Genomic DNA, 26,018 nt, shown 5'->3' with positions numbered 1-26,018 from the left:
AGTTGTATTAGGAAAAAAGTTTCGTGTTTAAGTGGTTTAAGTCTGGAGCACCTTGGATTTGGTTAACAGGCGGTGCGGTTAGCATCAGCTTGTTGTCTGTGCTTGGGCTATTGCTGTTGATCGGTTGGAAAGGCCTTTCTTATTTCTGGCCCGCGCCTTTGTACCAGTGGCAAACGCCACAAGGAGAGATTTTAGTCGGGCAGTTATATGCAGAAGAGTATGTAAAGACCAGCCACTTAAAAGAGATGTCACAGGAGCTTCCTCAAGAGTTAAAAGAGGGGGAGTTGGTCAAACGACTGAGCATTAAGATCGCAAACCGGGATATTTATCCGGCGGACTTTGTTTCTTTGCTTGAAGTCGAGCTGTTGGAGCGCAGCACGCCACAAGGTTGGGCTGTGGTAGAGCGTAATAGAGGCGGTGATTTTTATGGCGTGCCTCAGGGGTACTACCTTGCCGATGGCACCGTATTAAGCGACTACGATACAGAAATGGAGCGTGGGTTAGCCTTTGCCGAACAAGTGCGTGATGACATCGACCGTCTGGTGAGTAAGCAGATCCGTGTATTGAGTGCTCAGGCGGAGAAATTAAGGCTAGATCTGCGCAAACGAGAGCTTAATGGCAATTTGGATCAGGCATTTATCACGCGTTACGATACTCAGACAAGCATTCTCAGTCAGCAATTGATCAGTATGGAAGACGAGTTGGGTCAACTGCGCGCCCAACTTGAACAGCAAGGACTGTTAATCCAAGACATGAAGGGGCAGCAGTACAAAATCCCGTTGAGTAATGCCTTGGATATCTGGTATCCGAACCAGATGAGCTTGATAGATAAATTTATCCACTGGAGCCAGCAAGGTTGGAAGTTTCTCTCGCAAGACCCGCGAGAGTCTAACTCCGAAGGCGGGGTGTTCCCTGCCATGTTTGGTACCGTTCTGATGGTACTTATCATGTCGATCATCGTGATGCCGCTTGGGGTGATTGCCGCGATTTACTTGCATGAGTACGCGAAAAACAACGCATTGACGAGAATTATTCGCGTGGCGGTGATTAACCTCGCCGGTGTTCCTTCTATCGTTTATGGCGTATTTGGGCTAGGCTTTTTTGTGTATACCCTTGGTGGTTCTATCGACGCCTTGTTTTACGAAGAGCGGCTACCTGCCCCTACCTTTGGTACTCCTGGGTTATTGTGGTCTGCACTGACATTGGCGGTGTTAACCTTGCCCGTTGTCATTGTCGCGACAGAAGAGGGATTAACCCGCATTCCGAGTTCGGTGCGCCACGGCTCGTTAGCGTTAGGCGCGACGCAGTTTGAAACTATGTGGCGAATTGTATTACCGATGGCGAGTCCGGCGATTATTACTGGGCTGATTCTGGCGGTTGCACGCGCCGCGGGTGAAGTGGCGCCGCTGATGCTGGTGGGTGTGGTGAAGTTGGCTTCCAGTCTGCCTGTTGATAGTCAATTCCCGTTTTTGCACTTGGAGCGAAAGTTCATGCATTTAGGCTTCCATATTTATGATGTGGGCTTTCAAACGACCAATATTGAAACCGCAAGGCCGTTGGTATACGCCACGTCATTTTTGTTGGTCAGTGTTATTGTCGGGCTTAACCTGACCGCCATTAGCATTCGAAATAACTTACGCGAAAAGTATCGGACTTTGGGACAAGATTAGAGATGTTTTCAGTAGATCAAACGCTGGGTTACCCAGCTCCATTAGATGTTAATAATCTGAGTGACGAGCAAACTGCGATTGCTATCGAAGAACTCAACTTGTTCTATAAAAACAGTCAGGCACTTAGCGATATTTCTATGCGCATACCGAAAGGTCACGTAACGGCGTTTATCGGCCCGTCGGGGTGCGGAAAATCGACATTGCTGCGCTGTATCAACCGAATGAATGATCTGGTCGAGGGTTGTCGTGTTGAGGGTAGGGTTAAACTGCATAACAAAAATGTCTACCACTCAGATGTAGATGTGGCGACACTTCGCCGCAGAGTTGGAATGGTGTTCCAACGTCCGAACCCTTTTCCTAAATCGATTTATGAAAACGTGGTTTACGGCCTGCGTTTACAAGGTCTAAAAAACAGCCGTGTGCTGGATGATGCAGTAGAGCGAGCACTTCGAGCCGCTGCACTGTGGGATGAAGTCAAAGACCGCTTACACGAAAATGCATTTGGTCTCTCAGGAGGACAGCAGCAGCGATTGGTGATTGCCCGTGCTATCGCCATAGAGCCAGAAGTGTTGTTGCTCGATGAGCCAACCTCGGCATTGGACCCTATTTCTACCTTAACCATTGAAGAGCTGATCAACGATCTGAAAACCAAATATACTGTCGTTATCGTTACGCATAATATGCAGCAGGCCGCTAGGGTGAGTGATCACACTGCGTTTATTCATATGGGTAAGCTGGTAGAGTACTCAGATACCGATTCCATTTTTACATCGCCATTGAAAAAGCAAACCGAAGACTACATTACAGGTAGATACGGTTAATAACACTATAGGAATTAGAGACACTTCATGAATTTTGGTCGCCACATATCAGGTCAGTTTAACGTCGAGTTAGAGTCTATTCGTACCCATGTACTAACCATGGGAGGCTTGGTTGAGCAGCAGCTATCGTTTGCTATGCAGGCTTTGCATAAAGAAGACACCGAACTGGCGCGTAAAGTGGTGCGTGACGATCACAAAGTCAACGCGATGGAAGTCTCTATCGATGAAGCTTGCACGCGTATTATTGCAAAGCGCCAACCCACGGCGAAAGATTTACGCTTGATTATGGCGATCATCAAGACCATTACCGACCTTGAACGTATCGGCGATGTGGCGACAAAAATGGCGTATGTGGCGATTGAAAGCCCTTCTTCCCAAGAACGTCAGTTCCAAGTTTCGCTCGAGCCGCTATGCCGTGAAGCAATTACGATGCTACACCAAGTGTTGGATGCATTTGCACGTATGGATGTGGATGCTGCCGCGGAAGTACACAAACTAGACGATAAAATTGACGCAGAATACGAAGCGGTGATCCGTCAGTTGATGACGTATATGATGGAAGACCCGAAGAATATCCCGAATATTTTACAAGTTATGTGGTCTGCTCGTGCTATCGAGCGCGTGGGGGATCGCTGCCAGAACATCTGTGAGTACATCATCTACTTCGTTAAAGGCAAAGATGTTCGCCACTTGGGCGAACAAAGCATTGATGACGCACTCAAGTAGCTGGGTTAATACCTTTGCGGCACAAAGGTTTGTTCTTCTATTGGGGCTCTGATATAGCCCTCTTTATTCAGCTCAGGCAATTCAATCTCTGGGTAATGCACATCTTGATAATCGATTTGACTCAGTAAATGGCTGATGCAGTTCAAGCGGGCGCGCTTTTTATCATCTGACGGTACCACCCACCAAGGACAATGTTTGGAATCGGTGTGTAAAAACATCTTATCTTTTGCCTCTGAGTATTCAATCCAACGGCTGCGAGACTCTAGATCCATCGGGCTGAACTTCCAGCGTTTGATTGGCGTGTGAATGCGCTCTAAAAAGCGATGCTCCTGCTCTTCATCGGAAACAGAAAACCAGTATTTGATTAAAATAATGCCCGAGCGTTGTAGCATAAGCTCAAATTCTGGGCAGGAGCGCAGAAACTCGTCGTATTGCTCGTCAGTGCAAAAGCCCATTACCTTTTCTACGCCCGCACGGTTATACCAACTGCGATCAAACAGCACGATTTCTCCTGCGGCTGGCAGGTGAGCAACATAGCGTTGAAAGTACCACTGTGTTTTCTCTTTTTCTGTCGGCGCTGGCAGAGCAGCAATGCGACAAACACGCGGATTCAGTTTTTCGGTAATACGCTTAATGACCCCACCTTTACCTGCGGCATCGCGCCCTTCAAAGATCACCACTACCTTAAGGCCTTCTTGCTTAACCCACTCTTGAAGCCTAACCAGTTCTATCTGCAGCTTTTCTAACTCTTTTTGGTAGAACTTCTTATTCAACTTCTTATGGTTCATACAGCGCTCCTAGGCAGGTCGGTTCAGGTAATCTAAAGTTATCAATATGTTACCATTTGCAAGGTGCGGAGTATGGACGGAGCTTAGGAACTGAGAACTTTTACCACTTTTCGTATTGCCTCAGGATTAGTCACGGGGATCGCGAAATCATCAATCGAGCTACTGCCCATTTTGGCGTCGGCGGAGATGTTGGCCATCTGGCTATTACGCACCGATTTTCCAGACAGGTGTACTTCTTTCACTCCGGTTTGATTGACGATTGCTAGAGCATTCTCTGCGTTCAGACCTGCCCCCGCCATGATGGAAATGCGACCACCAGAGAGCTTGACCAGATCAGTAAGAACCTCTACGCCCTGTTCGACATTCGCAGCTAGACCAGACGTCAACACGCGTTTGCAGCCCAGCGTTATGATGTCTTCGAGTGCTTGCTGATAATCCACACATTGATCAAACGCGCGATGGAAAGTAACCCCTAGGCCATAAAGCTGGGCTCTCTCGACCAGTTGCTGAGTAAAGTGCATGTCCACTTGGGCTTTGCTATTTAAAGCGCCTAACACAACGCCTTGCAATCCGGCTTCTGCAGCGGCTTCAATGTCCAGCAGCATGGCGTCAATATCCTCTTGGTGATAAAGAAAATCGCCTTGGCGAGGGCGGATCATGGCGTAGGTGGGAATGGTCGCTATTTCCGCTGCTTTCTTCATAAAACCAAAGCTTGGCGTCAGGCCTCCTAGGGCCAGAGAGGAGCAAAGCTCAATACGGGTCGCACCACCTTCGATGGCGTTGTGCAGGGATTCTAAGTTGTCGATGCAAACTTCAATGTGGTAGGTCATGGTGTCTATTCAAAGGTAAAAGGTTGAGCTTAGTGTAGCCTGTCAGAGAGGAGGGGATTAGGGAAAACCCTCGGATTTTCTTTTCCCTAAAAACAAAAAACCTCAGCGTTTGCCGAGGTCTTAAATGTTTGTGACTTGCACATAAGATGAAAGCGATTAAGCCGCGTCTTCTTGATCAGCGTTTTTGTCTGTTACCGCTTCTACCTTTGCTTTTTTAGGCGCTGGCTTACGTTTTGCGCCCAGTGCATAAAGGACTTCATCTTTATTTTGCGCTAGGAACATCGCTAAGTCTTCTTGCTTACCGTCGTCTTCTAGCAACTCACTTTTACCTAGTAGCTCAAACAGCTCGTCCGCCATATCAAGCATTTTGTCGTATGCGTCAGCTTCCGCTTTAGAGGTAAAAGTCATTTTCTCTTCTCCATTGCGTTCTACCACGTACTTGACGATTACAGCCATGGTTGGTCCTCTAGTTAAATTTGCCCAAGTGATTACTGGCTGTTTATACAGTTTTTAATCAATTAAGTCCAGCCACGCCCCGGTTTCTGAGAGCCATGTGGTTACTCTTTATTCCACTGTTCACAAAATTCTATGAACGCTTTCAGCAGCGGGCTTTGGTACTTCTCTTTGTGGACCAAAAGCCAGTAACGGCGTTTCATATCGAGCGGTAATGTCAGCTCTCGAACTCGGCCATCTTTGATGGCGGGTTCCGCGGCTAAGCGAGACAAACACCCTAAGCCTAAACCCGCTGAAACACTGTTGATCAAGGCTTCGGTGGTGTTGAGCTGGAAGGCTTCTTGCCACTGCTCAATTCTTGGCGCAACCACGCGTAGGAAAAACTCCCGCGAGCCAGAGCCTGCTTCGCGCAATATCCACTCGCTGTTTTCGAGCTTTCCGATGGTGAAGTTTTCCATGTGGACCAAAGGTGAGGAGGGCGAGCAAATCACGCACATTTCATCTTGGCTAAACTGCTTAGAAATCAGCTGAGGGTGTAGGGTTTTCCCCTCAATCAGTGCGATATCCAGTTCATAGTCGACCAGTTTCTCGCAGATCAAAGCAGAATTAGAGATAAATAAGCTTTGGGACTTGTGTCCGGTGCGGTGTCGAAACTCGCTTAATAAGTACGGCGCAACCTGATTGCCGATCGTATCACTGGCACCAATTTTTAGTGCCCCAGTTAATGTTTGGTCGTCACTAAATAGCTGCTCGATGTTTTGCGTACGCTGGATCAGCTCATCGGCCAGTGGCAGCAGCTTTTGCCCTTCTTGATTGAGAATTAATCGATTATTGACGCGATCAAACAGAGAGTGGCCGATCTGCTTTTCAAGCTCAGACAGAGACATACTGACCGCGGCTTTGGACAAACAAAGCGCGTCTGATGCCGAAGTCAGCGTGTCATGTTGTGTGATCGCGATAAACACTCGCAGTTGTTTAAGAGAGATATTGGCGGCCATAGGTACGTTTAGTTTAGCTGAACAGTAGCCATCATTGTTTGGTTATGCTTAAACGTTTAGCAAGAGAAAAGCGCGAAAAACTGCAGGAACTGTGATGTTTCTGGGACCCCTTACCCTAAGTGAGCAATGGGTAACCTTTTGACTCATTTGAGGCGCATATTCCTCCGGAATGTTATGCACTTATGCTAATCTCATCGCTAACTGCGGCAAAAATAGTGTGAGTGCATTTTGTTTACTGTCTACCATTCCAATCAGGTTGATATCCTTAAATCTCTGTTGGTCGAACTTGTTCGACTTAATCCGCTTGAGAATCCATTTGAGCCTGAACAAATCTTAGTTCAAAGCCCAGGTATGTCTCAGTGGCTCAAAATGGAGCTGGCAAAAGAGTTTGGTGTAGCGGCAAACATCGAGTTCCCGCTACCCGCGACCTTTATCTGGAACATGTTTACCGAAGTGTTGCCAGATGTACCCAAGCGTAGTGCTTTTAACAAAGAGTCGATGACTTGGAAGCTGATGCACTTACTGCCAAGTATGCTTGATAGGCCTGAATTCGAAGCACTAGGCCGTTATTTAGAAAATGACCAAGACGCCAGTAAGCTGTATCAGTTGTCAGAAAAAATCGCCGATATTTTTGATGGTTACTTGGTCTATCGTCCAGAGTGGATCGCGGCTTGGGAGGCTGGCCAAGAAGTCGCTGAACTCGAAGGCGAGCACGCGTGGCAGCCGATATTATGGCACGCGCTGTATGAGCATACCCTTGAATTGGGTCAGTCACGTTATCACCGTGCCAACCTATATGAAGATTTTATTAAGGCGCTAGAGCGTCACGCTGGCAATTTTGAACATTTGCCTAAGCGATTGTTTGTATTTGGTATTACCTCGTTACCGCCGCGATATATGGATGCGTTGAAAGCAATTGGTGAACACATTGATGTCCACCTGATGTTTACCAACCCGTGCCGTTATTACTGGGGCGAAGTGCGTGACAGAAAATACCTAGCGCGGCTAGCGGCAAAACATCGTAAACACGTGGTTTGGCAGCAAGACCATTCCGAGCAACAGGGCGAAAGCGCGCTACTCAAAGGTACTATCGAAGAAAACCTCGCCGATGAACTGCATACCGATGTGGTCGGCAATAGCTTGCTGGCGTCAATGGGCAAACTTGGGCGCGACAACATGTATCTGTTGTCTCAGCTTGAATCACACGAAATAGAAGCCTTTGTCGACGTTGAGCGCGACTCGTTGCTTCACCATCTTCAGGCGGATATTTTAAACCTAGAAGAACACCAGCAAGACGATGAGCTTGAGAGCAGCTTTCATAAGCAGGTGATCCAGGCCGATGATCACTCACTGACGTTGCACGCCTGCCACAGCCCAATGCGTGAAGTGGAAGTGCTGCACGATCAATTACTGGCGATGTTCGATGCCGACCCAAGCCTAAAACCACGCGACATCATCGTAATGGTGGCCGACATCAATGCCTACAGCCCTGCGATCCAAGCCGTGTTTGGTAACGCACCGGGCGAGCGTTTTATTCCCTATTCGATTTCGGATCGCACCGCCGATCAAGAAAGCCCGATTCTAAATGCCTTTATGCAGTTGGTGAGTTTGCCCAATACACGTTGTTTGGCCTCTCAGCTGCTTGAGTTACTGGAAACACCGGCGATTTTGGCGCGCTTTGACCTCAGTGAAGGTGAGTTCATCCAAGCCAAACAGTGGGTAGAAGAGTCGGGCATTCGCTGGGGGCTGAATGAGTCGACGGGGTGTGAGTTTGACCTGCCAGAAACCGCGCAGAATACTTGGCAATTCGGCATTCAAAGAATGCTGCTCGGTTATGCCATGCCTGAGTCTGCGGGGCTGTTTGACTCGACTTCTGGCGCATTGTCGCCATATAACGAAGTTCAGGGTATGGGAGCGGAGCTAGCCGGAAAACTGGCGCACTTTATTGAAACGGTAGATACCTACCGCGGTAAGTTATCACAAACACAATCCATCGACAGTTGGCGTGAGGTGTTAACGCACCTTCTGGACGATTTCTTTAGTGTCGAGCTGGAAGGAGAAGCCGCGCTTAAGTCCATTCGGGATACGCTTGCTGCTCTTAAAGAACAACTCACGGACGCGGCATTTGAGCACCTGCTTGCCCCTACCATCGTGGCGCAGTACTTACAAAATAAATTGTCTGGCACCCGCGTTAGCCAGCGTTTTCTCGCAGGGCAAGTGAACTTCTGTACCTTGATGCCGATGCGTTCTATCCCGTTTAGAACCGTGTGCTTGCTGGGCATGAACGACGGTATTTATCCGCGCTCTGTGCCACCGGAAGGGTTTGACCTCATGAATGGTCGGGCCAAACCAGGCGATCGCTCGCGTCGAGATGATGACCGCTACCTGTTCCTTGAAGCGATGCTCTCTGCGCAGCAAACCCTTTACATCAGCTATGTGGGGCGCTCCATTCAAGACAACACCGAGCGCGTACCTTCGGTGCTGGTCTCCGAGCTGATGGAGTATTGCCATCAAAACTACTGCCTGCAAGGTGAAGAAGCGCTGACATGTGATGAGTCAGGTGCGAAATTGCTCGAGTCATTGACCTCTCATCATCCTATGGTGCCTTTTAGCCCATCTGCGTTTTCGTGTGAGTTACCGAGCTATGCCAAAGAGTGGCTACCAGCAGCTAATCGGCAAGGTCAAAGCAGTGGTGAGTTTAATCGCCAGTTAGCCGACTACCTTTCGGATGCGACCTACCCACTTGAGCTGGATCTGGTGGAGTTGCAGCGATTCTGGCGTTTGCCCGTGCAGTACTTTTTTAACCGACGTCTGAAAGTGATGTTTGAGCCACCACTGCCGGTGATGGAAGACGACGAACCGTTTGTATTGGATGGATTAGAAAGTTATCAAATGAGAGATAACCTTCTTAGTACTTTGCTTACGCACAAAATAGACGGGGACGGGGATACGCAAACCGTGATCGCCGAGTTTGTCGAACAGCAAAGAGCGCAAGGGAAATTACCGATTGGTGCCTTTGGTGATATCGAGTTTGAAACCAACCGTGTACAAGCCGAAGAACTGGTTGAGAAACTTACGTGGCTGTGTCAAAGCGACGATACCGACCTGGAAGTGAAGCTGACCTTTGATGTTCTGGGAGAAGGAAAAAACGTGTATCTTACAGGCTGGCTAACCCAATATTATCAATCGGGTTTGGTGCGTTTTCGTAGTGGTAAAATTCGTGCTCAAGATTATCTCTCGGCGTGGATTGACCATTTATCTATGTGTGCGATGGGTCATGCAAAGCGCACTCATATGATTGGTTACGATCGTAAAGAAGGCGTGGTTCACCTCGTTTACCCACCTACCGATGACGCCAGCCAAGCGAAAGCTCTTCTCTCAGAGTTGGTCCGCTTGTTCTACCAAGGTATGACCGAGCCTTTAGCCTATTTCCCGAAAACCGCGCTTGCGTGCGTGGAAGCGGGTTTTAGTCGCGGTAATTGGGTGGACGATGAAGAAAAGTCACTGAAGAAAATGGCGGATGCGTTTAACGACGGTTACATGGTGAGTGGGGAAGGAAACAACGCTTATATCGCTCGTATTTGGCCAACGTGGAATGAAGAGCTAGCAGCCCAGGCTCGCACTATGGCGACGCTTGTCATGCAAGGGCCTCGATTAGCGGCGAAGCAGCATGAAGATATGCAATAGCCGATTCGAAATGCGTAAAAGCAGGGGGAAATGAGTGGCCGCCAGTAAATCATTATAGTGTAGGGCGTTCGCTGTACGGCCACAGGTCAGAGGGACCATTATTCGTTGGGTATATTGCAGTGGTTTCCTGCTCAACACGTGCGGCGGATACTATCGGTTAATGTGCCCCTTTGCTGTGAGATGGTTCGCATAAACCCGTTACTTTCTTACATCGATTATTAATAGTTTTTATTTTTAAATCTGGATCACATTTGTCTTCCAGAGTGATATCTAAGGGCAATGAATTTATGACAGCTAAGTCAGTGGTTACTCCGCTTAACACCATGACTTTTCCTTTACATGGCGCTCGCTTAATTGAAGCATCAGCTGGTACGGGAAAAACGTTTACCATTGCAGGCCTTTACCTAAGGTTGCTTTTGGGTCATGGGTGTCCTGACACTAAACATCAGGTGCCACTGACGGTGGATCAAATCCTGGTGGTGACGTTTACCGAAGCGGCAACGGCAGAGCTGCGTGACCGTATTCGCGCCCGCATTCATGATGCGCGTTTGGCCTTCGCCCGGGGTAAAAGCAGCGATCCGGTCATTGAGCCACTGCTTGAAGAAGTGGTCGATCATCAGCAAGCGGCGGAAATTTTGTTGCAAGCGGAGCGACAAATGGATGAAGCCGCCGTGTTTACCATCCATGGCTTTTGCCAACGTATGTTAACGCAAAATGCGTTTGAGTCCGGCAGCCGATTTAACAATGAGTTTGTGACCGATGAGAGCCACCTAAAAGCGCAGATTGTCGCGGATTACTGGCGCCGCAATTTCTACCCATTGCCGATCCATTTAGCGGGTGAAGTGCGCCGCATATGGGCATCGCCCGCAGCTCTACTCGCTGATGTGAACAACTACCTAACGGGCTTGCCGTTAAAGTTGACGGTTGAAGCAATGCAAGGCAGCTTGGCGGAACTGCACCAAGAAAACTTGCAACGCATTGACGAGTTAAAAGCGCTCTGGCGCAAAGATCAGGATGATTATCTGGCGCTGATCAGCGACTCCGATATCAATAAACGCAGCTATACAAAAAAATCCCTGCCAACCTGGCTCGAAGCCGTCAATGTGTGGGCTGCATCTGAAACCACCAGCTACGACTACCCAGACAAGCTGGAGAAGTTTGCCCAGAGCACACTAAACGAGAAAACGCCAAAAGGGACGCCACCCACCCACGCCGTATTCGCTGCAATAGATGTATTTATTGCTGAGCCTGTCTCTTTAAAAGCGCCGCTGTTAGCTCATGCGATTGAACATTGTCGCGATATGTTGGCGCAGGCTAAGCAGCAAAAGCAGTGGCTATCGTTTGATGACTTGCTAACCAACTTGTCGGCCGCGATTGACAGCGATGACTCCGAGCAATTGACCGAGCGTATTCGCACGCTGTATCCAGTGGCAATGATCGATGAGTTCCAAGATACCGACCCGTTGCAATACAGTATTTTTAGCCGCATCTATCTCAATAATCCGGAATGTGGCTTGTTTATGATCGGTGACCCAAAGCAGGCGATTTACGGTTTCCGTGGCGCGGATATTTTTACCTATATCAAAGCGCGTAATCAGGTTTCTTCGCACTTTACCCTTGGAACAAACTGGCGATCCAGCGCCGATATGATTGCGGCGGTGAATCAGGTATTTGATTTGCCAGACAGCCCGTTTATCTATGATGACGACATCCCATTTCATCCGGTCAACCACAGTCCGAAAGCCCAGCAACGTATTTGGACTATGGGTGGTCAAAAGCAACCCGCGTTGACTTATTGGCTGCAAGAGGCGGAAGAAAAACCACTGCCGAAAGGGGATTACCTTAAGGCGATGGCAAAAGCGACGGCTGACCAAATTCAAGAGATCCTTAGTGCGTCGCAGGAGCAGCAAGCCTACTTTGAAAGTGAGAAAGGCAAGCAGCCGATACAAGCCGGAGACATTGCGGTGCTGGTTCGTACTGGTAACGAAGGGCGCATGGTCAAACAGGCGTTAGCGAAACAGGGCATTGCCAGCGTGTATCTGTCTAACCGCGATAGCGTATTTATCTCGACGATGGCACAAGACATACAGCGTTTACTGCAAGCGGTGTTGACGCCAGAAAACGATCGCGCGTTGCGCGCCAGTTTGGCTTCTGAATTATTTGCACTCGATGCGGGGACACTCGATAAGCTCAATAATGATGAGAACGAGTGGGAAAACGCGATCAATGAATTCAAAGAATACCGCAGACTTTGGGTTCAGCGCGGTGTGTTGCCAATGCTGCGCAGTGTGATGAGTAAACGCCATATCGCGGAGCGCCTGCTTGAAGAAGAAAACGGCGAGCGAGCGCTGACAGATATCATGCATATCGGCGAACAGCTGCAGCAAGCGAGTCAGGATCTGGATAGCGACCACGGTTTATTACGCTGGTTGGCTCAGGCCATCAGTGACGCCGACAATGGCTTGGGTGGCAGTGATGATCAGATCCAGCGTTTGGAATCAGAACGCAACTTAGTTCAAATCGTCACGATTCATAAATCCAAAGGCCTGGAGTATGATCTGGTGTTCTTACCGTTTGTGTTGAGTTACCGTGAAGCCAGCGAAGCGAAATACTATGATGCCAAATTAGACCGCACAGTACTTGATATTACTGGTCAGGATACGGCGTTAGCGCAAGCAGATAAAGAACGCTTGGCGGAAGATTTACGCTTGATCTACGTTGCGCTCACTCGTGCGGTTTACGGCTGTTTTGTCGGTGCGGCACCGATCCGCAATGGCCGATCAACCAAAGAGCCAACCGGGGTGCATCGCAGTGCAATGGGTTGTTTGTTGCAAAATGGGCAAGAAGGCGGCATCTCCGATTTAACCCAAGTGCTGCAACAGCAAGCGCAAGCGCTAGATTGTGTCACTTTGGCTGATTTGCCCGATGAGCAAGAGAGTCCATTTGCTCTTTTGCAATCAGAAAAGGTGCATCTCAGTGCCAGAGAACTGCAAAATGAGATAGACAGAAATTGGCGCATCACCAGTTACTCGGGGTTGATCAAGCAAGGGCATAGCCAGCATGGTGATGATGCATTAACCGATTTAATGCGCTTGGATGTCGATTCATCCGGCGAAGACGAGCAAGAGGAACTCGTTGAGCCAGAACAGTCAATCTTCACCTTTCCGCGAGGCGCACGCCCAGGTACTTTCTTACACAGCCTGTTCGAAGAAGTGGAGTTTACCCAGCCTGCATCCAGTGAAGATAATACGCAGATGATCGTCTCTCTAATGGAAAGCGAGCAACTGGACGAAAGCTGGTTGCCAATTCTACAGACACTGATCGATACCGTGCTGGCGACCCCTCTTGATGGCAAGAGTATTGTGCTCAATCAGAAACAGCCGTCACAGCGACTGGTGGAGATGGAGTTCTTACTGCCGATAGAGGTACTGGCATCACCAGCACTTAACCGTGTCATCCAGCGCCATGATCCATTGTCGGCCAAGGCGGGCGATCTGGGCTTCCAAACCGTGCAAGGCATGCTGAAAGGTTTTATTGACTTGGTGTTTGAACACAATGGTAAATATTACGTGCTGGACTGGAAGTCCAACTACTTAGGTGACGATGTTTCCCATTATCATGGCGCAGCGCTGCAAGCGGCCATGGCTGACCATAGATACGATCTGCAATATCAGATTTATGCGTTGGCGCTGCATCGTTTCTTACGCAGCCGACTACCTGATTACGATTATCAGCAGCATTTTGGCGGTGTGTACTACTTGTTCTTACGTGGCATGGATGGCGAAAGTGACAACGGTATTTTTTCTGCGAAACCAACCTTAGAGTTTTTACAAGATATGGATCGGCTGATTGATGGTCTGCCTCTCGATACCAAACACAACAGTTCTGGCCAGATGGAGTTAATTTAGTCATGACCAACCTTGTTGCTACGCTAAAACAATTGGCCGATAAAGGCTCTGTTCGTCAGCTTGATTACCAATTTGCTAGATTCATTCTCGCCCAATCGCAAGATGAACAACTGGCGTTCATTGCTGGAGTGGTGAGTAGTGAGTTGGGCAAAGGGCATATTTGTTTACCACTGAGTGACTCTCAGGGACAAAGCACCGACTTGGCCGCAAAGCTCGGGTTGTTTGGAGATTCTGCGTTAGAGCTGAACCAGCAACTTGTCACGATTGATTGGGCTAAAAAGTTAGCTAATGCTTCGTTGGTCGGTAAATCAGGCGAACCCGTACCGATGATTTTTGATGGTGAAAGGCTTTATTTACACCGTTACTGGCATTACGAAGTGGCCTTAGCGGAGCGGTTAAATAGCTTTGGGTCACCCATGAACCTAAAACTCGATGAAGTTAAAAAGCTTGCCGAATTATTGGATCACTTGTTTGCCAGGAACTATCGCTATCTGTTTGAAGATCTTAAAAAAGCGGAGCAAACGGGGCAGTCGTCGCATGTGCTGCGTCAGAGAATGGTTTGTGATCACCTGGATGTGGTCAACGAGGAAAACCTCGATTGGCCTGCCATAGACCAAAAGCTGATTGGCGTAAGCAGAGTGGAGCAGTTAACCGTATTGAACGAGTTAGTGCCGTTATTGCATTGCGTGAACTGGCAGAAGGTGGCTGCGGCGATCGCACTGACGAGAAACTTTGCGGTGATTTCTGGTGGACCCGGTACAGGTAAGACAACGACGGTCACCAAGCTACTTGCAGCGTTGATTGAGCAATCTAAACAAGGCAATGAGCCGCCGACCATTAAACTGGTTGCGCCAACGGGTAAGGCGGCAGCGCGACTCACGGAGTCGATTGGTAAAGCGGTAGCACAATTGCCTGTATCGCCGGAACTGAAACAGGCGATACCCACCGATGCCAGCACCATCCACCGTTTACTAGGGGCGATACCGAACAGCGCCGAGTTTCGTCACAACCAAAGCAATCCGCTGCACCTAGATATTTTGGTGGTGGATGAAGCCTCAATGGTGGATTTGCCCATGATGTATAAGCTGGTGGATGCATTGCCAAAATACGCGCGTTTAATTTTACTGGGTGACAAAGACCAGCTTGCGTCTGTAGAGGCGGGCGCAGTGTTGGGCGACATTTGTTCATTCAATCAATTTGGCTATAGCTCTGGGCAGGCGCAGTTGGTGTCGCAGTTGACTGGGTATCAAACCCTGTCGCGCGGAGTGAGCCAAAGCGAGAGCATTGCAGACAGTTTGTGCATGCTGCAAAAGAGTTATCGCTTCGACGCTCGTTCCGGCATTGGTCAGTTGGCGAAAGCGGTGAACGCTGGCTCGGCACAACGCGTTGACTTAGTGTGGCAAAAAGCATTTGCGGATATTAAGAATTTTCCAATTGATAGCCAGCACTATAATCAACTGATTCAAACTCTGGTCGGTGAATACAGTGGCTATTTAAAGCGTATGGATCAAATTGAGTTAAATCCAGATACGGAAGAACCAGAATCGATTGAACAGCGAGCGAAAGCCACCTTGGACGCATTTGCAAAATGCCGCCTGCTGTGCGCGATTCGGGAGGGGGATTTTGGCGTCACGGGGTTGAATCTACGTGTTGAAAAGGCGTTGGCGGCACGCAAACTGATAAAAGTGTCTGATGAGATTTGGTATCACGGCAGGCCAGTGATGGTCACGCGCAATGATCATGCATTAGGGCTCTATAATGGCGATATTGGCATTTGTATTCGAACTGATGTGGATGGTGAGAGTAAGTTAAAAGTCTTCTTTGAACTGCCAGATGGTTCGGTGAAATCGGTCTTACCAAGCCGCGTTCCTGAGCATGAAACCGCTTATGCGATGACTATCCATAAATCTCAGGGCAGTGAATTTGACCACACGTTGATGATTTTACCTCCGGAATTTACCCCGATCTTAACCCGGGAGCTGATTTATACCGGAATTACGCGGGCGAAAAATCGCTTGAGTCTGTATGCCGATGAGCGAGTGGTAAAGCGAGGGATCAAAGTGAGAACCGAGCGGGCAAGTGGTTTAGTCAGTCGTTTGAGGAACTGAACTGGTTAGGCATAACCATCCGTGGTTTGCACATGATCTCATGATTATTAGGCGTTTGCGGTGACCGTGGTAAAAGAGATGCTGCGAATACCGTATTTTTCTTTGTAGTTGAGAATAAAAGCTTTGAGCCCTTCCGTTGTTGGGAAGGCGCAATGGACATCCAAACCTTCGAGTAAGTGGTTGTCTGCCATATCCCAAAAGCTTTGAACAGAATTACAAATAATGGTTTTCATCGGGTTTTGCTCGTATTGATGTTGTTTCAACCTCAAGCAATCCTTGCGGCTCAGCTAAATAAAACTGAGTGGAGTAAGTCCAGTGGGCTCCCTGATGTAGGGAGCCGAAATATTAACCAATTATCAGGGCAATATAAAGGGGATCTAGAAGGTAATAAGAATGATATTGGTGAAAATTTGTCTCATTATTGATACATCTGTCGCTAAAAGAGCTCTATCGCCAATACTTTAGATTTCCTCTGATAATTGTATAAATTCTGTTTGTGCGAAGGGAGAAAATCTACGCTCATCTCGTGAAAACCTTGTTCGCGGAACCAGTGTAAGCTGTGCGTGGTTAAAACGAACAGTTGCTTTATACCTTGCGCTTTACATTGCAACTTCATGTGGTTGAGCAGTAAAAGCCCGCGGTTTCCATCTCGATATTCAGAGTGAATCGCCACGCATGCCATCTCGGCCATTTTCTCTTGAACATAAGGGTATAGCGCGGCGCAGCCGATAATTAACCCATCTTTTTCTATGATGGTAAATTGATGGATCTCTTGCTCGAGTTGCTCTCTTGAGCGGCGAACCAACACCCCTTGCTCTTCCAGTGGCCGGATCAAATCGAGAATACCACCAATATCATCAATATCAGCGAGTCGCACCTGCTCGGCACTGGCTTGCACAATTTGTGTACCGATACCGTCCAGAGAAAACAGCTCCTGAATTAGTGCACCATCAACTTTGTAGCTGACTAAGTGGCTGCGTGGTACACCGGCACGGCAAGCCGTCGTAGAGGCTCTTAAAAAACGCATGGTTCCAGACGAGTTTTCGTTCTGTAGCTCTGGAGAACTCAGCATGTTTTGTAAAATGTGTTCGGCTTCTTTAGGAAACAGTTCTGCGACGGCGTTACCATCTTCGTCAATCACGCCTTGTTCTGAACAAAACCCAATGAGCTTGTCTGCCTTCAGCTTTATTGCAACCTGAGTCGCCACTTCTTCTGATAGTAAATTAAACGACTCTCCGGTTACTGAGCTGGCGATGGGGCCAAGCAGCACTATCGACCCTTGATCCAGCATGCGATTGATGCCGTCAACGTCGATTCTTCTTATTTTACCGCTGTGGCAATAGTCCACGCCGTCATCCACGCCTAAAGGTTGTGAAATGACAAAGTTGCCACTCACCACGTTCAGCTGTGTACCTGCCATGGGCGTATTGCTCAGGCTCATCGAAAGCTGGGCAGTAATAGACAATTGCAATTGCCCAGAAGCTTGCATGACATAATTCAATGACGTTTCATCAGTCACCCTTATGCCCTTGTGGTAAGGCGTTGCATAACAGTTCTGTTCGAGGATTGAGTTTATCTGCGGCCTGGCACCGTGAACCAGAACAATTTTTACGCCTAGGCTATGTAAAAGTGCGAGGTCACTGATGATGTTAGAAAAGTTACCGTCAGCCACTGCCTCCCCGCCCAGCATGATGACCATGGTTTTCCCGCGGTGGGCATTGACATAAGGGACAGACTGTCTGAATCCTTTAACTAGAGCAGTATTTCTTAATTTCACGGCGTGTTCCATTGTGAATTTATATTTAAATATACTGCAATTTTATTCTTTGGTGGGCAAGCGGTTTTTAATGCTGAAAGGCAAACTATTTATTTAGATCATTGTTCGGTATCCTAGCCAGTGTTATTAGGTTGCCATGCATGGAGAGAGTGGGTGAATGCCATGTTCGCTTCATAGCAAATCAACGTTTAGAGAGATAGGTGAAAAAATTAGTATCACTGCAGCAAAAAATAAAGTGGATAAACTCACAGCCAATAAGAAAAGGTGGGTTGAGCGGCTTATGCATTTGGGTATATTCGCAAGCTTAATGATCACGCTTGTATTAGCTAGGCCACTTTATGACCTTTATCTATCAGTTGCTTATCCTAAAGCACCATTACATGGCACATGGGTTGAACAAGGTGTGGCTGGCTATTCGGCGCACAGTTTTACCCTTAGCGCCAAAGGAGTAAAAATGAACGGCCGTTTTGTCGGAACCGAGTTTTCATTTGACGGTAAGTACGTTGAATATCAGGTCGGAAATGCCGTGCGCCGCTTTAAGGTGTTGAACACTGACTATACGGAAATGAAGCTTATTTCGGCAAATCATTACCAGCCTGTGTATCGATTGTCAGAAAAGTTTAAAAATAACATGCGTTAACGGCCCTCTCGTTGCGCTATTCCTTCGAGTTTGTCATCCTGCACTGATAGCTGGAAAGGAATAAACCTGTGATTAAGAAATATCTTCCAATGGCCGCAGCCACACTACTTCTTGGCTGCGCGCAACCTAACGAAAGAGCTCAACAATACCTAGATGGTGAATTTAACTCAGTTTTGAATAAAACATCGTTGGTTGAATCTAACAAGCCGAGAGATTTTACCGAGTTCCATAAACAGGCTGAGCAAGTAGTCAATAAATCGCCGAGAATGGCTTCTATTTACCAGCCACTGTATGAAAAATTGAATGAATGGGTATTACAAAGTGGTGACCCGCGTGAATTATCCAATTTTGATATTCAAGCGGCTCAGTTAGGTGGCGGAGACAAAAAAGGGAACGTGCTGTTTACTGGTTACTTCTCGCCAGTGATGGAACTGCGCCATCAGCCGAACGAAACATTCAAATATCCGGTATATCGCAAGCCAAATTGTGGTTCAAATTGTCCAACCCGAGCACAAATTTATGCGGGGGCGTTGGAAGGGCAAGGGCTAGAGCTTGGTTACGCACCAAACAGAATTGATCCCTTTCTGATGGAAGTTCAGGGCAGCGGTTTTGTGCACTTTGAAGACGACGATACGCTGGAATACTTCGCTTACGGTGGCAAGAACAACAAAGCGTACGTCAGTATCGGCAAAGTGCTGATTGAGCGAGGAGAAGTCCCGCGTGAAAAAATGTCGATGAAAGCGATCAAAGAGTGGGTATTGGCGAACGATGACGGTGTGGTGCGAGAACTGCTAGAGCAAAACCCATCGTATGTTTTCTTTAGTCCACAAGCTGATGCGCCAGTGACTGGCTCGGCAGGTATTCCATTATTGCCGATGGCTTCTGTGGCGGGTGACCGCTCAATTTTCCCTATGGGTACGCCAATATTGGCGGAAGTACCGTTACTGAATGCCGACGGAAGTTGGAGTGGTGCTCATCAGTTAAGGCTGCTTATTGTGTTAGATACTGGCGGGGCCGTAAAGCGCAACCACTTGGATCTGTATCATGGCATGGGGCCTCGCGCTGGAACAGAAGCTGGGCACTATAAGCATTTTGGGCGAGTGTGGAAGTTAGGCTTAGACAACACCGCCACTCAGGCGCCTTGGGCATTGCCGCCCGAGAAGTTACAATAAGCTTCTCATCTAGACTTTTTTCCAAAGAGTGCGTATAAATCGCACTCTTTGTTTTTGGACTACTTTTTGGCGGAAGAATTGCACCATGCGCGAACTTGAAACTCCTGCTTCTGATAACTACAACCAACGCTTTGGCGGTACCCGTCGTCTTTACGGGAATAGCGAAGTCGAAATCCTACGCGCTGCTCACGTGTGCGTAATTGGTATTGGTGGCGTCGGCTCTTGGGCGGTGGAAGCGCTGGCACGAACAGGAGTAGGCGAGCTGACTCTTATTGATATGGATGATGTCTGTGTGACTAATATCAACCGTCAAATCCACGCAATGTCAGGCACCGTTGGCCAGAGTAAAATCGAAGTGATGGCAGAACGCGTTAAGCTGATTAACCCAGAGTGCAAAGTCAACTTAATCGATGACTTTATCACGCCAGACAATCAACACGAGTACTTAAGTAAAGAGTTCGACTATGTGCTTGATGCCATTGACAGCGTAAAAGCAAAAGCGTCTTTGCTGGCCTACTGCCGCAGCAACAAAATCAAAGTGATCACCACCGGTGGCGCGGGTGGTCAAGTAGACCCGACTCAGATTCAAGTCGCCGACCTGACCAAAACGATCCAAGATCCGTTAGCCAAAAAGATCAAAGACACACTGCGCCGTCATCATAATTTTCCGAAGAACCCGCAGCGTAAATTTGGAATTGACTGCGTATTCTCGACGGAGCAACTTAAATACCCTCAACCAGATGGTAGTGTATGTGGCGTTAAATCGACGGCGGAAGGCCCGAAACGTATGGACTGCGCAAGCGGTTTTGGTGCGGCAACCGTGGTGACGGCGACGTTCGGCTTTGTTGCGGTATCACGTATCGTTGAAAAACTGATCCAAAAATACAAAAACGCCTAATATTTTATCGAGCGACTTTTTTGCTCACAATGCCACAGCTAGGAGATTGCTATGTCATCTTTCCCACAATCACCGTTCGGTCAAGACATTACCGCTGAGGATATTGTCGCGACGATGCAAAACTTTAAGGGATGGGAAGACCGTTATCGTCAGGTTATTCAGTGGGGGAAAAAATTGCCTCAAATGCCTGACGATCTTAAGTCAGATCAGGTGACGGTCTCGGGGTGTGAAAGCCAAGTTTGGTTGGTGAGTGAGCAGGTAGAAGGAAAGTGGCATTTCTGTGCGGATTCGGACGCACGTATTGTCAGAGGCTTAATCGCTTTGGTGATGGCTGCTTACGAAGGCAAGTCTAGTGCCGAAATCCAATCCTTTGATGTGGATAGCTACTTCGAAAAGCTTGGGTTGATTGCTCATTTGAGCCCTTCTCGCGGCAATGGCCTTAAAGCGATTGTGGAGAAGATTAAGCAACTGTCTGCGTAATTAGTGTTCACTAAACCTACTAACCTTACAGCGTGTTTTCGGTTATTTAGCGATGAATTTCTTGGTTTAATATAGGTGGTTAAATTTTAATCGCATGGATATTAACACCTTAGAAAATACATGGCTTTAGCCCCCTTGTTGTCACTGCGTAAAGGCTGTACAATTCGCGCCCTTAATTAATGTTCCGTCGTCAGAGAGGCCACATGACTACTGAAAAAATCAATCTACTCGACTTTGATCGCAAAGGTATGCGTCAGTTTTTCGCTGAGGAATTAGGTGAAAAGGCGTTCCGTGCGGAGCAAGTCATGAAGTGGATCTACCATTTCGGTGTTGATGACTTCGAAAAAATGACGAACATCAACAAGAAACTGCGTGAAAAACTTCAACACAAGTGTGAAGTAAAAGCGCCGCTAGTTGCCGAAGCTCAACACTCTTCAGATGGCACCATCAAGTGGGCGATGAAAGTTGGCGACCAAGATGTCGAAACGGTATACATCCCTGAAGATGATCGCGCGACATTGTGTGTATCTTCACAGGTTGGTTGTGCTCTAGAATGTAAGTTCTGCTCAACGGCACAGCAAGGTTTTAACCGTAACCTTAAGGTTTCTGAAATTATTGGCCAGGTGTGGCGCGCTGCGCGTGAAATCGGCCTTGAAAAAGAAACGGGTCGTCGTCCAATTACCAACGTGGTAATGATGGGCATGGGTGAGCCACTGCTGAACATGAAAAACTTGATCCCTGCGTTGGAACTGATGCTGGATGATCTTGGTTTCGGTTTGTCTAAACGTCGCGTTACTGTATCTACGTCTGGCGTTGTATCTGGTCTGGATCAAATGACCGGCAAGATTGACGTTGCACTGGCGATTTCTCTGCATGCTCCAAATGACAAACTGCGCAGTGAAATCATGCCAATCAATGACCGTTGGGATATTGAAGACTTCTTGGCATCTGTACGTCGTTACATTGCGTCATCGAACGCAAACCGCGGCAAAGTGACGGTAGAGTATGTTCTACTAGACCACGTGAACGACGATATGGACCATGCGCGTGAGTTAGCGGAGCTAATGAAAGATACGCCGTGTAAGATCAACCTAATTCCGTTTAACCCGTACCCTGGCTCTCCATACAAAAAGCCAAGTAACTCGCGTATTGACCGTTTCCAAAAAACGTTGATGCAATACGAACATACAGTAACCGTTCGTAAAACCCGTGGTGATGATATTGACGCCGCATGTGGACAGCTTGTAGGTGACGTGATTGACCGAACCAAACGTACGGCGATGCTCAAAGCAGAAAAAGGCGAAGCCATCGCGGTGAAAGCGGTATAAACGATAAAGAAATACATTAAGCCAGAGCTCAGCTCTGGCTTTTTTGTTACAAAGAGTTGGTATCTAATGTCAATTTAAGGAAAAACCTTGAGCTGCCTGTAAATAATGCGTATCCACTGTGTTGTTTCATGTTTTATATCTATTAGAATTAAAGGTTAGCGCTTTAGAGTGACCACTCTGTTATTTTGTGGAGCGACAACTGATGAGAGGCTAGGTCTCCCAACAATAAATTTAGAGTATGTTTCTAGTCTCACTACCAACTAAGAATAAGAAAAGTGACCTGAAACTTGCTCGTTCAGTAAAGAGATGAAGTAAAGTATGACAGCTGAAAACGAGACGACAGCAACAGAAGAAAATCACACCGCAGTAAAAGCAGGTACATTATTAAAACACAAGCGTGAGCAATTAGGTTTAAGCCAGAAACAAGTGGCCGACAGGCTTCGTTTGCGCGTCACTATCATTGAAGATATTGAAAGCAACCAGTTTGCTTCTGATCAATCTGCCACATTTACGAAAGGTTATCTCCGCTCGTATGCGAAAGCGGTAGGTATGGATATCAATGAAGTCCTAAGAGCCTATGCAAGTGAGCATAAGCCTGAGCCAGAAGAGCACGAAATGAAAAGTTTCTCTGGCAAGGCAAAACGTGAAAAGCATGATAGCCGCATCATGATCCTGACTTGGGGGATTGTGGCTGTTATTCTGGGTATTTCCTCCGTATGGTGGTGGCAAAACCAGCAAACATCGATGGTCGACTTAACCGAAACCACAGAGCAAGAGCAAGAAATTGAGCAAGAGCTAGGTAATGCTGAGCAACAAGATCCAATGTTGTACCTTGAAGAGACTGCCTCGCAAGCAGAACATAAGTTCACCACTCTTGATGACACGCCTGCTCAGGCTACTGATACAGTGGATGAGCAAAGTGATAATACGCTGGCCGAAGGCGATACTGAAAACGCGATACTGGAAAGTGCTCCGGTTGAGGTAGAAGAATCCACGGTGCCTGAAGTGGCAGCTAACTTGTTGAATTTGCAATTTAATGGTGATTGCTGGGTTCAAGTTAAAGACAATTCTGGAAATACGCTCTCTTCGGGCGTAAAAAAAGCTGGAGAGAAACTGGAATTGACGGGTGCCATGCCATATAAAGTGGTTTTAGGCGCACCAGAAAACGTTTCAATGACATTATCAAGTGAACCTGTCGACCTTTCTGGGTATACTTCAGGCAAAGTCGCAAGATTCACCTTACCTTAGAAATTACTATGCATCACGAATCTCCTATTAAACGTCGCCCATCGACTCGTATTTATGTGGGTGATGTACCTATTGGTGATGGCGCGCCAATTGCGGTGCAGTCCATGACAAACACCAGAACAACAGACGTTGACGCGACTGTTGCACAAATTAAATCGCTGGAAAATGTGGGCGCGGATATCGTGCGTGTATCTGTACCAACCATGGACGCCGCTGAAGCATTCAAGCAAATTAAACAGCAAGTGAATATCCCACTGGTTGCTGATATCCATTTTGACTACCGCATTGCGCTAAAAGTAGCGGAATACGGTGTGGACTGTTTACGCATCAACCCAGGTAATATCGGCAATGAAGACCGTATTCGTTCGGTTGTTGATTGCGCACGCGATAAAAACATCCCAATCCGTATCGGCGTGAACGGCGGTTCTCTGGAAAAAGACATTCAGATGAAATACGGCGAGCCAACACCAGAAGCTTTGGTGGAATCGGCGATGCGCCATGTAGACATTCTCGAACGTCTTAACTTTGATCAATTCAAAGTGAGCGTAAAGGCATCGGATGTATTCCTTGCCGTAGACTCTTACCGATTACTGGCTCAGAAAATTGACCAGCCACTGCATTTAGGCATTACTGAAGCGGGCGGAGCACGTGCTGGTGCGGTGAAATCGTCTGTCGGGCTTGGCATGCTACTCGCGGAAGGCATTGGCGATACGTTGCGTATTTCTCTTGCAGCTAACCCTGTGGAAGAGATCAAAGTCGGCTTTGATATTCTTAAATCCCTGCGCATTCGTTCTCGTGGCATTAACTTTATTGCCTGCCCAAGTTGCTCACGTCAAGAGTTTGATGTTATTGGTACGGTCAACGCCCTAGAAGAGCGCCTGGAAGACATTATCACACCAATGGATGTTTCTATTATTGGTTGTGTTGTTAATGGACCGGGTGAAGCAGAAGTCTCACACCTAGGCTTGGCTGGCAGCAACAAGAAAAGCGCCTTCTATGAAGACGGTAAACGTCAGAAAGAGCGTTTTGACAATGATGATCTTGTGAGTCAGCTCGAAGCCAAAATCCGCGCGAAAGCAGCAGTGATGGATGAACACAATCGCATTGACGTTAAAGTTCAAGATTAAACACTCTCAACGAAAATTACGGTAATTATCGTGGCAAAAACTATTCAAGCAATTCGAGGCATGAACGACTGCCTCCCAACTCAATCTCCACTGTGGCAAAAACTTGAGAACACAGTAAAAAATGTAGTCAGCGCTTATGGTTACAATGAAGTGCGCATGCCAATCGTTGAGATGACTCATTTATTTAGCCGTGCAATCGGTGAGGTTACAGACGTTGTAGAAAAAGAAATGTACACGTTTGAAGACCGCAATGGTGACAGCCTAACGCTTCGTCCTGAAGGTACAGCGGGTTGTGTTCGCGCAGGTATCGAAAACGGCCTGCTTTACAACCAAGAGCAGCGCCTATGGTACATGGGACCAATGTTCCGCCACGAGCGTCCTCAAAAAGGCCGTTATCGTCAGTTCCACCAGTGTGGCGTCGAAGTCTTTGGTCTGAATGGCCCAGACGTTGATGCAGAGCTTATCATGATGACCGCGCGTCTTTGGCGTGAGCTTGGTATCGCTGAACATGTTCGACTAGAGTTGAACTCTATCGGCTCTTTGGATGCACGTGCAAACTACCGTACAGCGTTAATCGAGTTCCTAGAGCAGCATATGGACATTCTTGATGAAGATTGTAAGCGCCGTATGCACACCAACCCTCTGCGCGTTCTAGATACTAAGAACCCAGACGTTCAGGCGGTTTTAGGTGATGCTCCTCGCCTTTCTGATTACCTTGACGAAGAATCTAAGCAACATTTTGCGGGTCTGTGTGAACTTCTTGACGCAGCAGGCATCGAATACACAGTTAATGAGCGACTTGTACGTGGTTTGGACTACTACAACCGCACAGTATTTGAGTGGATCACTGAGAGCTTAGGCGCTCAAGGTACGGTATGTGGTGGTGGTCGCTACGATGGTCTTGTTGAGCAACTCGGCGGTAAACCAACGCCGGCAGTAGGCTTTGCAATGGGGCTTGAGCGTTTAGTACTGATGCTAGAAACGCTGGAGCTTACAGATGTACGCCGCAGTGTCGACGTCTACATGGTGACCGCAGGTGAAGGCACTATGATGGCGGGTATGAAACTGGCTGAGCAATTACGTGAACAAGTACCAGGCCTGCGAGTGATGAACCACTTTGGTGGTGGCAACTTTAAGAAGCAGTTCAAACGAGCAGATAAAGTTGGCGCAGCGGCGGCTCTTGTACTGGGTGAAAACGAAGTGGCTGACAACACTGTTGTGCTTAAAGACCTACTGGGTGGTACGCAAGAAACGTACAGCCAGTCAGAAGTCATCACAAAGCTCGCTGAATTAGTGTAAACAACATATTTTGGAAGTGGCGAACGTCAGTCGCCACTTTTTTAGATTTAAGAGGACAGG

General features: G+C 47.7%; 20 protein-coding genes. 14 read left to right on the top strand and 6 right to left on the bottom strand.

The window, feature by feature from the left end; genetic code table 11:
- Positions 1 to 23 precede the first annotated feature (23 nt).
- Genes pstA through phoU form a run of 3 tightly spaced genes read left to right on the top strand, consistent with a single transcriptional unit; the run spans position 24 to position 3,217 of the window.
- Complete coding sequence (gene pstA / locus VNE01S_RS07655; protein ID WP_053395283.1) at positions 24 to 1,670, top strand: phosphate ABC transporter permease PstA; 1,647 nt, start codon at positions 24 to 26, stop codon at positions 1,668 to 1,670.
- Positions 1,671 to 1,672: 2 nt separating this feature from the next.
- Positions 1,673 to 2,491: a phosphate ABC transporter ATP-binding protein PstB gene (gene pstB / locus VNE01S_RS07650; protein WP_053395282.1), complete on the top strand. Its 819-nt coding sequence runs from the start codon at positions 1,673 to 1,675 to the stop codon at positions 2,489 to 2,491.
- A gap of 27 nt (positions 2,492 to 2,518) precedes the next feature.
- The gene (gene phoU / locus VNE01S_RS07645) at positions 2,519 to 3,217 is read left to right on the top strand and encodes a phosphate signaling complex protein PhoU (RefSeq protein WP_053395281.1); all 699 of its coding nucleotides are present in this window, start codon (positions 2,519 to 2,521) and stop codon (positions 3,215 to 3,217) included.
- 5 nt (positions 3,218 to 3,222) lie between these two features.
- Here phoU and ppk2 read toward each other — a convergent pair whose 3' ends face one another.
- The 4 genes from ppk2 to VNE01S_RS07625 all read right to left on the bottom strand — a co-directional run bounded on the left by ppk2 (position 3,223) and on the right by VNE01S_RS07625 (position 6,286).
- Positions 3,223 to 4,005, bottom strand: coding sequence for a polyphosphate kinase 2 (gene ppk2, locus VNE01S_RS07640; RefSeq protein WP_053395280.1), 783 nt, complete (start codon positions 4,003 to 4,005; stop codon positions 3,223 to 3,225).
- Between the two features lie 83 nt (positions 4,006 to 4,088).
- The gene (locus VNE01S_RS07635) at positions 4,089 to 4,835 is read right to left on the bottom strand and encodes a copper homeostasis protein CutC (RefSeq protein WP_053395279.1); all 747 of its coding nucleotides are present in this window, start codon (positions 4,833 to 4,835) and stop codon (positions 4,089 to 4,091) included.
- Positions 4,836 to 4,991: 156 nt separating this feature from the next.
- A complete protein-coding gene (locus VNE01S_RS07630; RefSeq protein WP_053395278.1) occupies positions 4,992 to 5,291 on the bottom strand; it encodes a YebG family protein in 300 nt (99 codons plus the stop codon).
- Positions 5,292 to 5,392: 101 nt separating this feature from the next.
- The gene (locus VNE01S_RS07625) at positions 5,393 to 6,286 is read right to left on the bottom strand and encodes a LysR substrate-binding domain-containing protein (RefSeq protein WP_053395277.1); all 894 of its coding nucleotides are present in this window, start codon (positions 6,284 to 6,286) and stop codon (positions 5,393 to 5,395) included.
- A 228-nt stretch (positions 6,287 to 6,514) separates the two neighbouring features.
- On the opposite strand from VNE01S_RS07625, the gene recC reads away from it, so the two are divergent.
- From recC to recD, 3 genes are all read left to right on the top strand, one after another.
- Positions 6,515 to 9,973 carry an exodeoxyribonuclease V subunit gamma gene (recC, locus tag VNE01S_RS07620; protein ID WP_053395276.1) on the top strand — a complete coding sequence of 1,153 codons (3,459 nt, stop codon included), beginning with the start codon at positions 6,515 to 6,517 and terminating at the stop codon, positions 9,971 to 9,973.
- Between the two features lie 287 nt (positions 9,974 to 10,260).
- Positions 10,261 to 13,881: an exodeoxyribonuclease V subunit beta gene (gene recB / locus VNE01S_RS07615; RefSeq protein WP_053395275.1), complete on the top strand. Its 3,621-nt coding sequence runs from the start codon at positions 10,261 to 10,263 to the stop codon at positions 13,879 to 13,881.
- Positions 13,882 to 13,883: 2 nt separating this feature from the next.
- Complete coding sequence (gene recD, locus VNE01S_RS07610; protein WP_053395274.1) at positions 13,884 to 15,989, top strand: exodeoxyribonuclease V subunit alpha; 2,106 nt, start codon at positions 13,884 to 13,886, stop codon at positions 15,987 to 15,989.
- Between the two features lie 47 nt (positions 15,990 to 16,036).
- Here recD and VNE01S_RS07605 read toward each other — a convergent pair whose 3' ends face one another.
- On the bottom strand, positions 16,037 to 16,222 hold the full coding sequence (locus VNE01S_RS07605; protein ID WP_053395358.1) for a hypothetical protein: 186 nt from the start codon (positions 16,220 to 16,222) through the stop codon (positions 16,037 to 16,039).
- A gap of 203 nt (positions 16,223 to 16,425) precedes the next feature.
- On the bottom strand, positions 16,426 to 17,766 hold the full coding sequence (argA, locus tag VNE01S_RS07600; protein ID WP_053395357.1) for an amino-acid N-acetyltransferase: 1,341 nt from the start codon (positions 17,764 to 17,766) through the stop codon (positions 16,426 to 16,428).
- 157 nt (positions 17,767 to 17,923) lie between these two features.
- On the opposite strand from argA, the gene VNE01S_RS07595 reads away from it, so the two are divergent.
- From VNE01S_RS07595 to hisS, 8 genes are all read left to right on the top strand, one after another.
- Complete coding sequence (locus VNE01S_RS07595; protein ID WP_082331668.1) at positions 17,924 to 18,406, top strand: DUF2850 domain-containing protein; 483 nt, start codon at positions 17,924 to 17,926, stop codon at positions 18,404 to 18,406.
- A 68-nt stretch (positions 18,407 to 18,474) separates the two neighbouring features.
- Positions 18,475 to 19,578 (top strand): murein transglycosylase A, encoded by a 1,104-nt coding sequence (gene mltA, locus VNE01S_RS07590; RefSeq protein WP_053395273.1) that lies wholly within the window; start codon positions 18,475 to 18,477, stop codon positions 19,576 to 19,578.
- Positions 19,579 to 19,663: 85 nt separating this feature from the next.
- Positions 19,664 to 20,476 (top strand): tRNA cyclic N6-threonylcarbamoyladenosine(37) synthase TcdA, encoded by an 813-nt coding sequence (gene tcdA, locus VNE01S_RS07585; protein ID WP_053395272.1) that lies wholly within the window; start codon positions 19,664 to 19,666, stop codon positions 20,474 to 20,476.
- A 51-nt stretch (positions 20,477 to 20,527) separates the two neighbouring features.
- Positions 20,528 to 20,956: a cysteine desulfurase sulfur acceptor subunit CsdE gene (csdE, locus tag VNE01S_RS07580; protein WP_053395271.1), complete on the top strand. Its 429-nt coding sequence runs from the start codon at positions 20,528 to 20,530 to the stop codon at positions 20,954 to 20,956.
- A 203-nt stretch (positions 20,957 to 21,159) separates the two neighbouring features.
- Positions 21,160 to 22,284 carry a dual-specificity RNA methyltransferase RlmN gene (gene rlmN, locus VNE01S_RS07575; RefSeq protein WP_053395270.1) on the top strand — a complete coding sequence of 375 codons (1,125 nt, stop codon included), beginning with the start codon at positions 21,160 to 21,162 and terminating at the stop codon, positions 22,282 to 22,284.
- A 318-nt stretch (positions 22,285 to 22,602) separates the two neighbouring features.
- On the top strand, positions 22,603 to 23,532 hold the full coding sequence (gene rodZ, locus VNE01S_RS07570) for a cytoskeleton protein RodZ (protein WP_053395269.1): 930 nt from the start codon (positions 22,603 to 22,605) through the stop codon (positions 23,530 to 23,532).
- Positions 23,533 to 23,540: 8 nt separating this feature from the next.
- On the top strand, positions 23,541 to 24,659 hold the full coding sequence (gene ispG / locus VNE01S_RS07565; RefSeq protein WP_053395268.1) for a flavodoxin-dependent (E)-4-hydroxy-3-methylbut-2-enyl-diphosphate synthase: 1,119 nt from the start codon (positions 23,541 to 23,543) through the stop codon (positions 24,657 to 24,659).
- A 30-nt stretch (positions 24,660 to 24,689) separates the two neighbouring features.
- Positions 24,690 to 25,958, top strand: coding sequence for a histidine--tRNA ligase (gene hisS / locus VNE01S_RS07560; RefSeq protein WP_053395267.1), 1,269 nt, complete (start codon positions 24,690 to 24,692; stop codon positions 25,956 to 25,958).
- Positions 25,959 to 26,018: the final 60 nt, after the last annotated feature.

This window comes from Vibrio nereis NBRC 15637, assembly GCF_001591105.1.
Classification (GTDB): domain Bacteria; phylum Pseudomonadota; class Gammaproteobacteria; order Enterobacterales; family Vibrionaceae; genus Vibrio; species Vibrio nereis.
This window is presented reverse-complemented; position numbering and strand designations above follow the sequence as displayed.

What these genes read in the sequence shown, in the direction of transcription:
- phoU (WP_053395281.1), top strand. Translation starts at nt 2,519, where the DNA reads ATGAATTTTGGTCGCCACATATCAGGTCAGTTTAACGTCGAGTTAGAG.
- tcdA (WP_053395272.1), top strand. Translation starts at nt 19,664, where the DNA reads ATGCGCGAACTTGAAACTCCTGCTTCTGATAACTACAACCAACGCTTT.
- VNE01S_RS07605 (WP_053395358.1), bottom strand. Translation starts at nt 16,222, where the DNA reads ATGAAAACCATTATTTGTAATTCTGTTCAAAGCTTTTGGGATATGGCA.
- VNE01S_RS07625 (WP_053395277.1), bottom strand. Translation starts at nt 6,286, where the DNA reads ATGGCCGCCAATATCTCTCTTAAACAACTGCGAGTGTTTATCGCGATC.
- rlmN (WP_053395270.1), top strand. Translation starts at nt 21,160, where the DNA reads ATGACTACTGAAAAAATCAATCTACTCGACTTTGATCGCAAAGGTATG.
- VNE01S_RS07595 (WP_082331668.1), top strand. Translation starts at nt 17,924, where the DNA reads ATGCCATGTTCGCTTCATAGCAAATCAACGTTTAGAGAGATAGGTGAA.
- VNE01S_RS07635 (WP_053395279.1), bottom strand. Translation starts at nt 4,835, where the DNA reads ATGACCTACCACATTGAAGTTTGCATCGACAACTTAGAATCCCTGCAC.
- csdE (WP_053395271.1), top strand. Translation starts at nt 20,528, where the DNA reads ATGTCATCTTTCCCACAATCACCGTTCGGTCAAGACATTACCGCTGAG.
- rodZ (WP_053395269.1), top strand. Translation starts at nt 22,603, where the DNA reads ATGACAGCTGAAAACGAGACGACAGCAACAGAAGAAAATCACACCGCA.
- ppk2 (WP_053395280.1), bottom strand. Translation starts at nt 4,005, where the DNA reads ATGAACCATAAGAAGTTGAATAAGAAGTTCTACCAAAAAGAGTTAGAA.
- ispG (WP_053395268.1), top strand. Translation starts at nt 23,541, where the DNA reads ATGCATCACGAATCTCCTATTAAACGTCGCCCATCGACTCGTATTTAT.
- VNE01S_RS07630 (WP_053395278.1), bottom strand. Translation starts at nt 5,291, where the DNA reads ATGGCTGTAATCGTCAAGTACGTGGTAGAACGCAATGGAGAAGAGAAA.
- recD (WP_053395274.1), top strand. Translation starts at nt 13,884, where the DNA reads ATGACCAACCTTGTTGCTACGCTAAAACAATTGGCCGATAAAGGCTCT.
- pstB (WP_053395282.1), top strand. Translation starts at nt 1,673, where the DNA reads ATGTTTTCAGTAGATCAAACGCTGGGTTACCCAGCTCCATTAGATGTT.
- recB (WP_053395275.1), top strand. Translation starts at nt 10,261, where the DNA reads ATGACAGCTAAGTCAGTGGTTACTCCGCTTAACACCATGACTTTTCCT.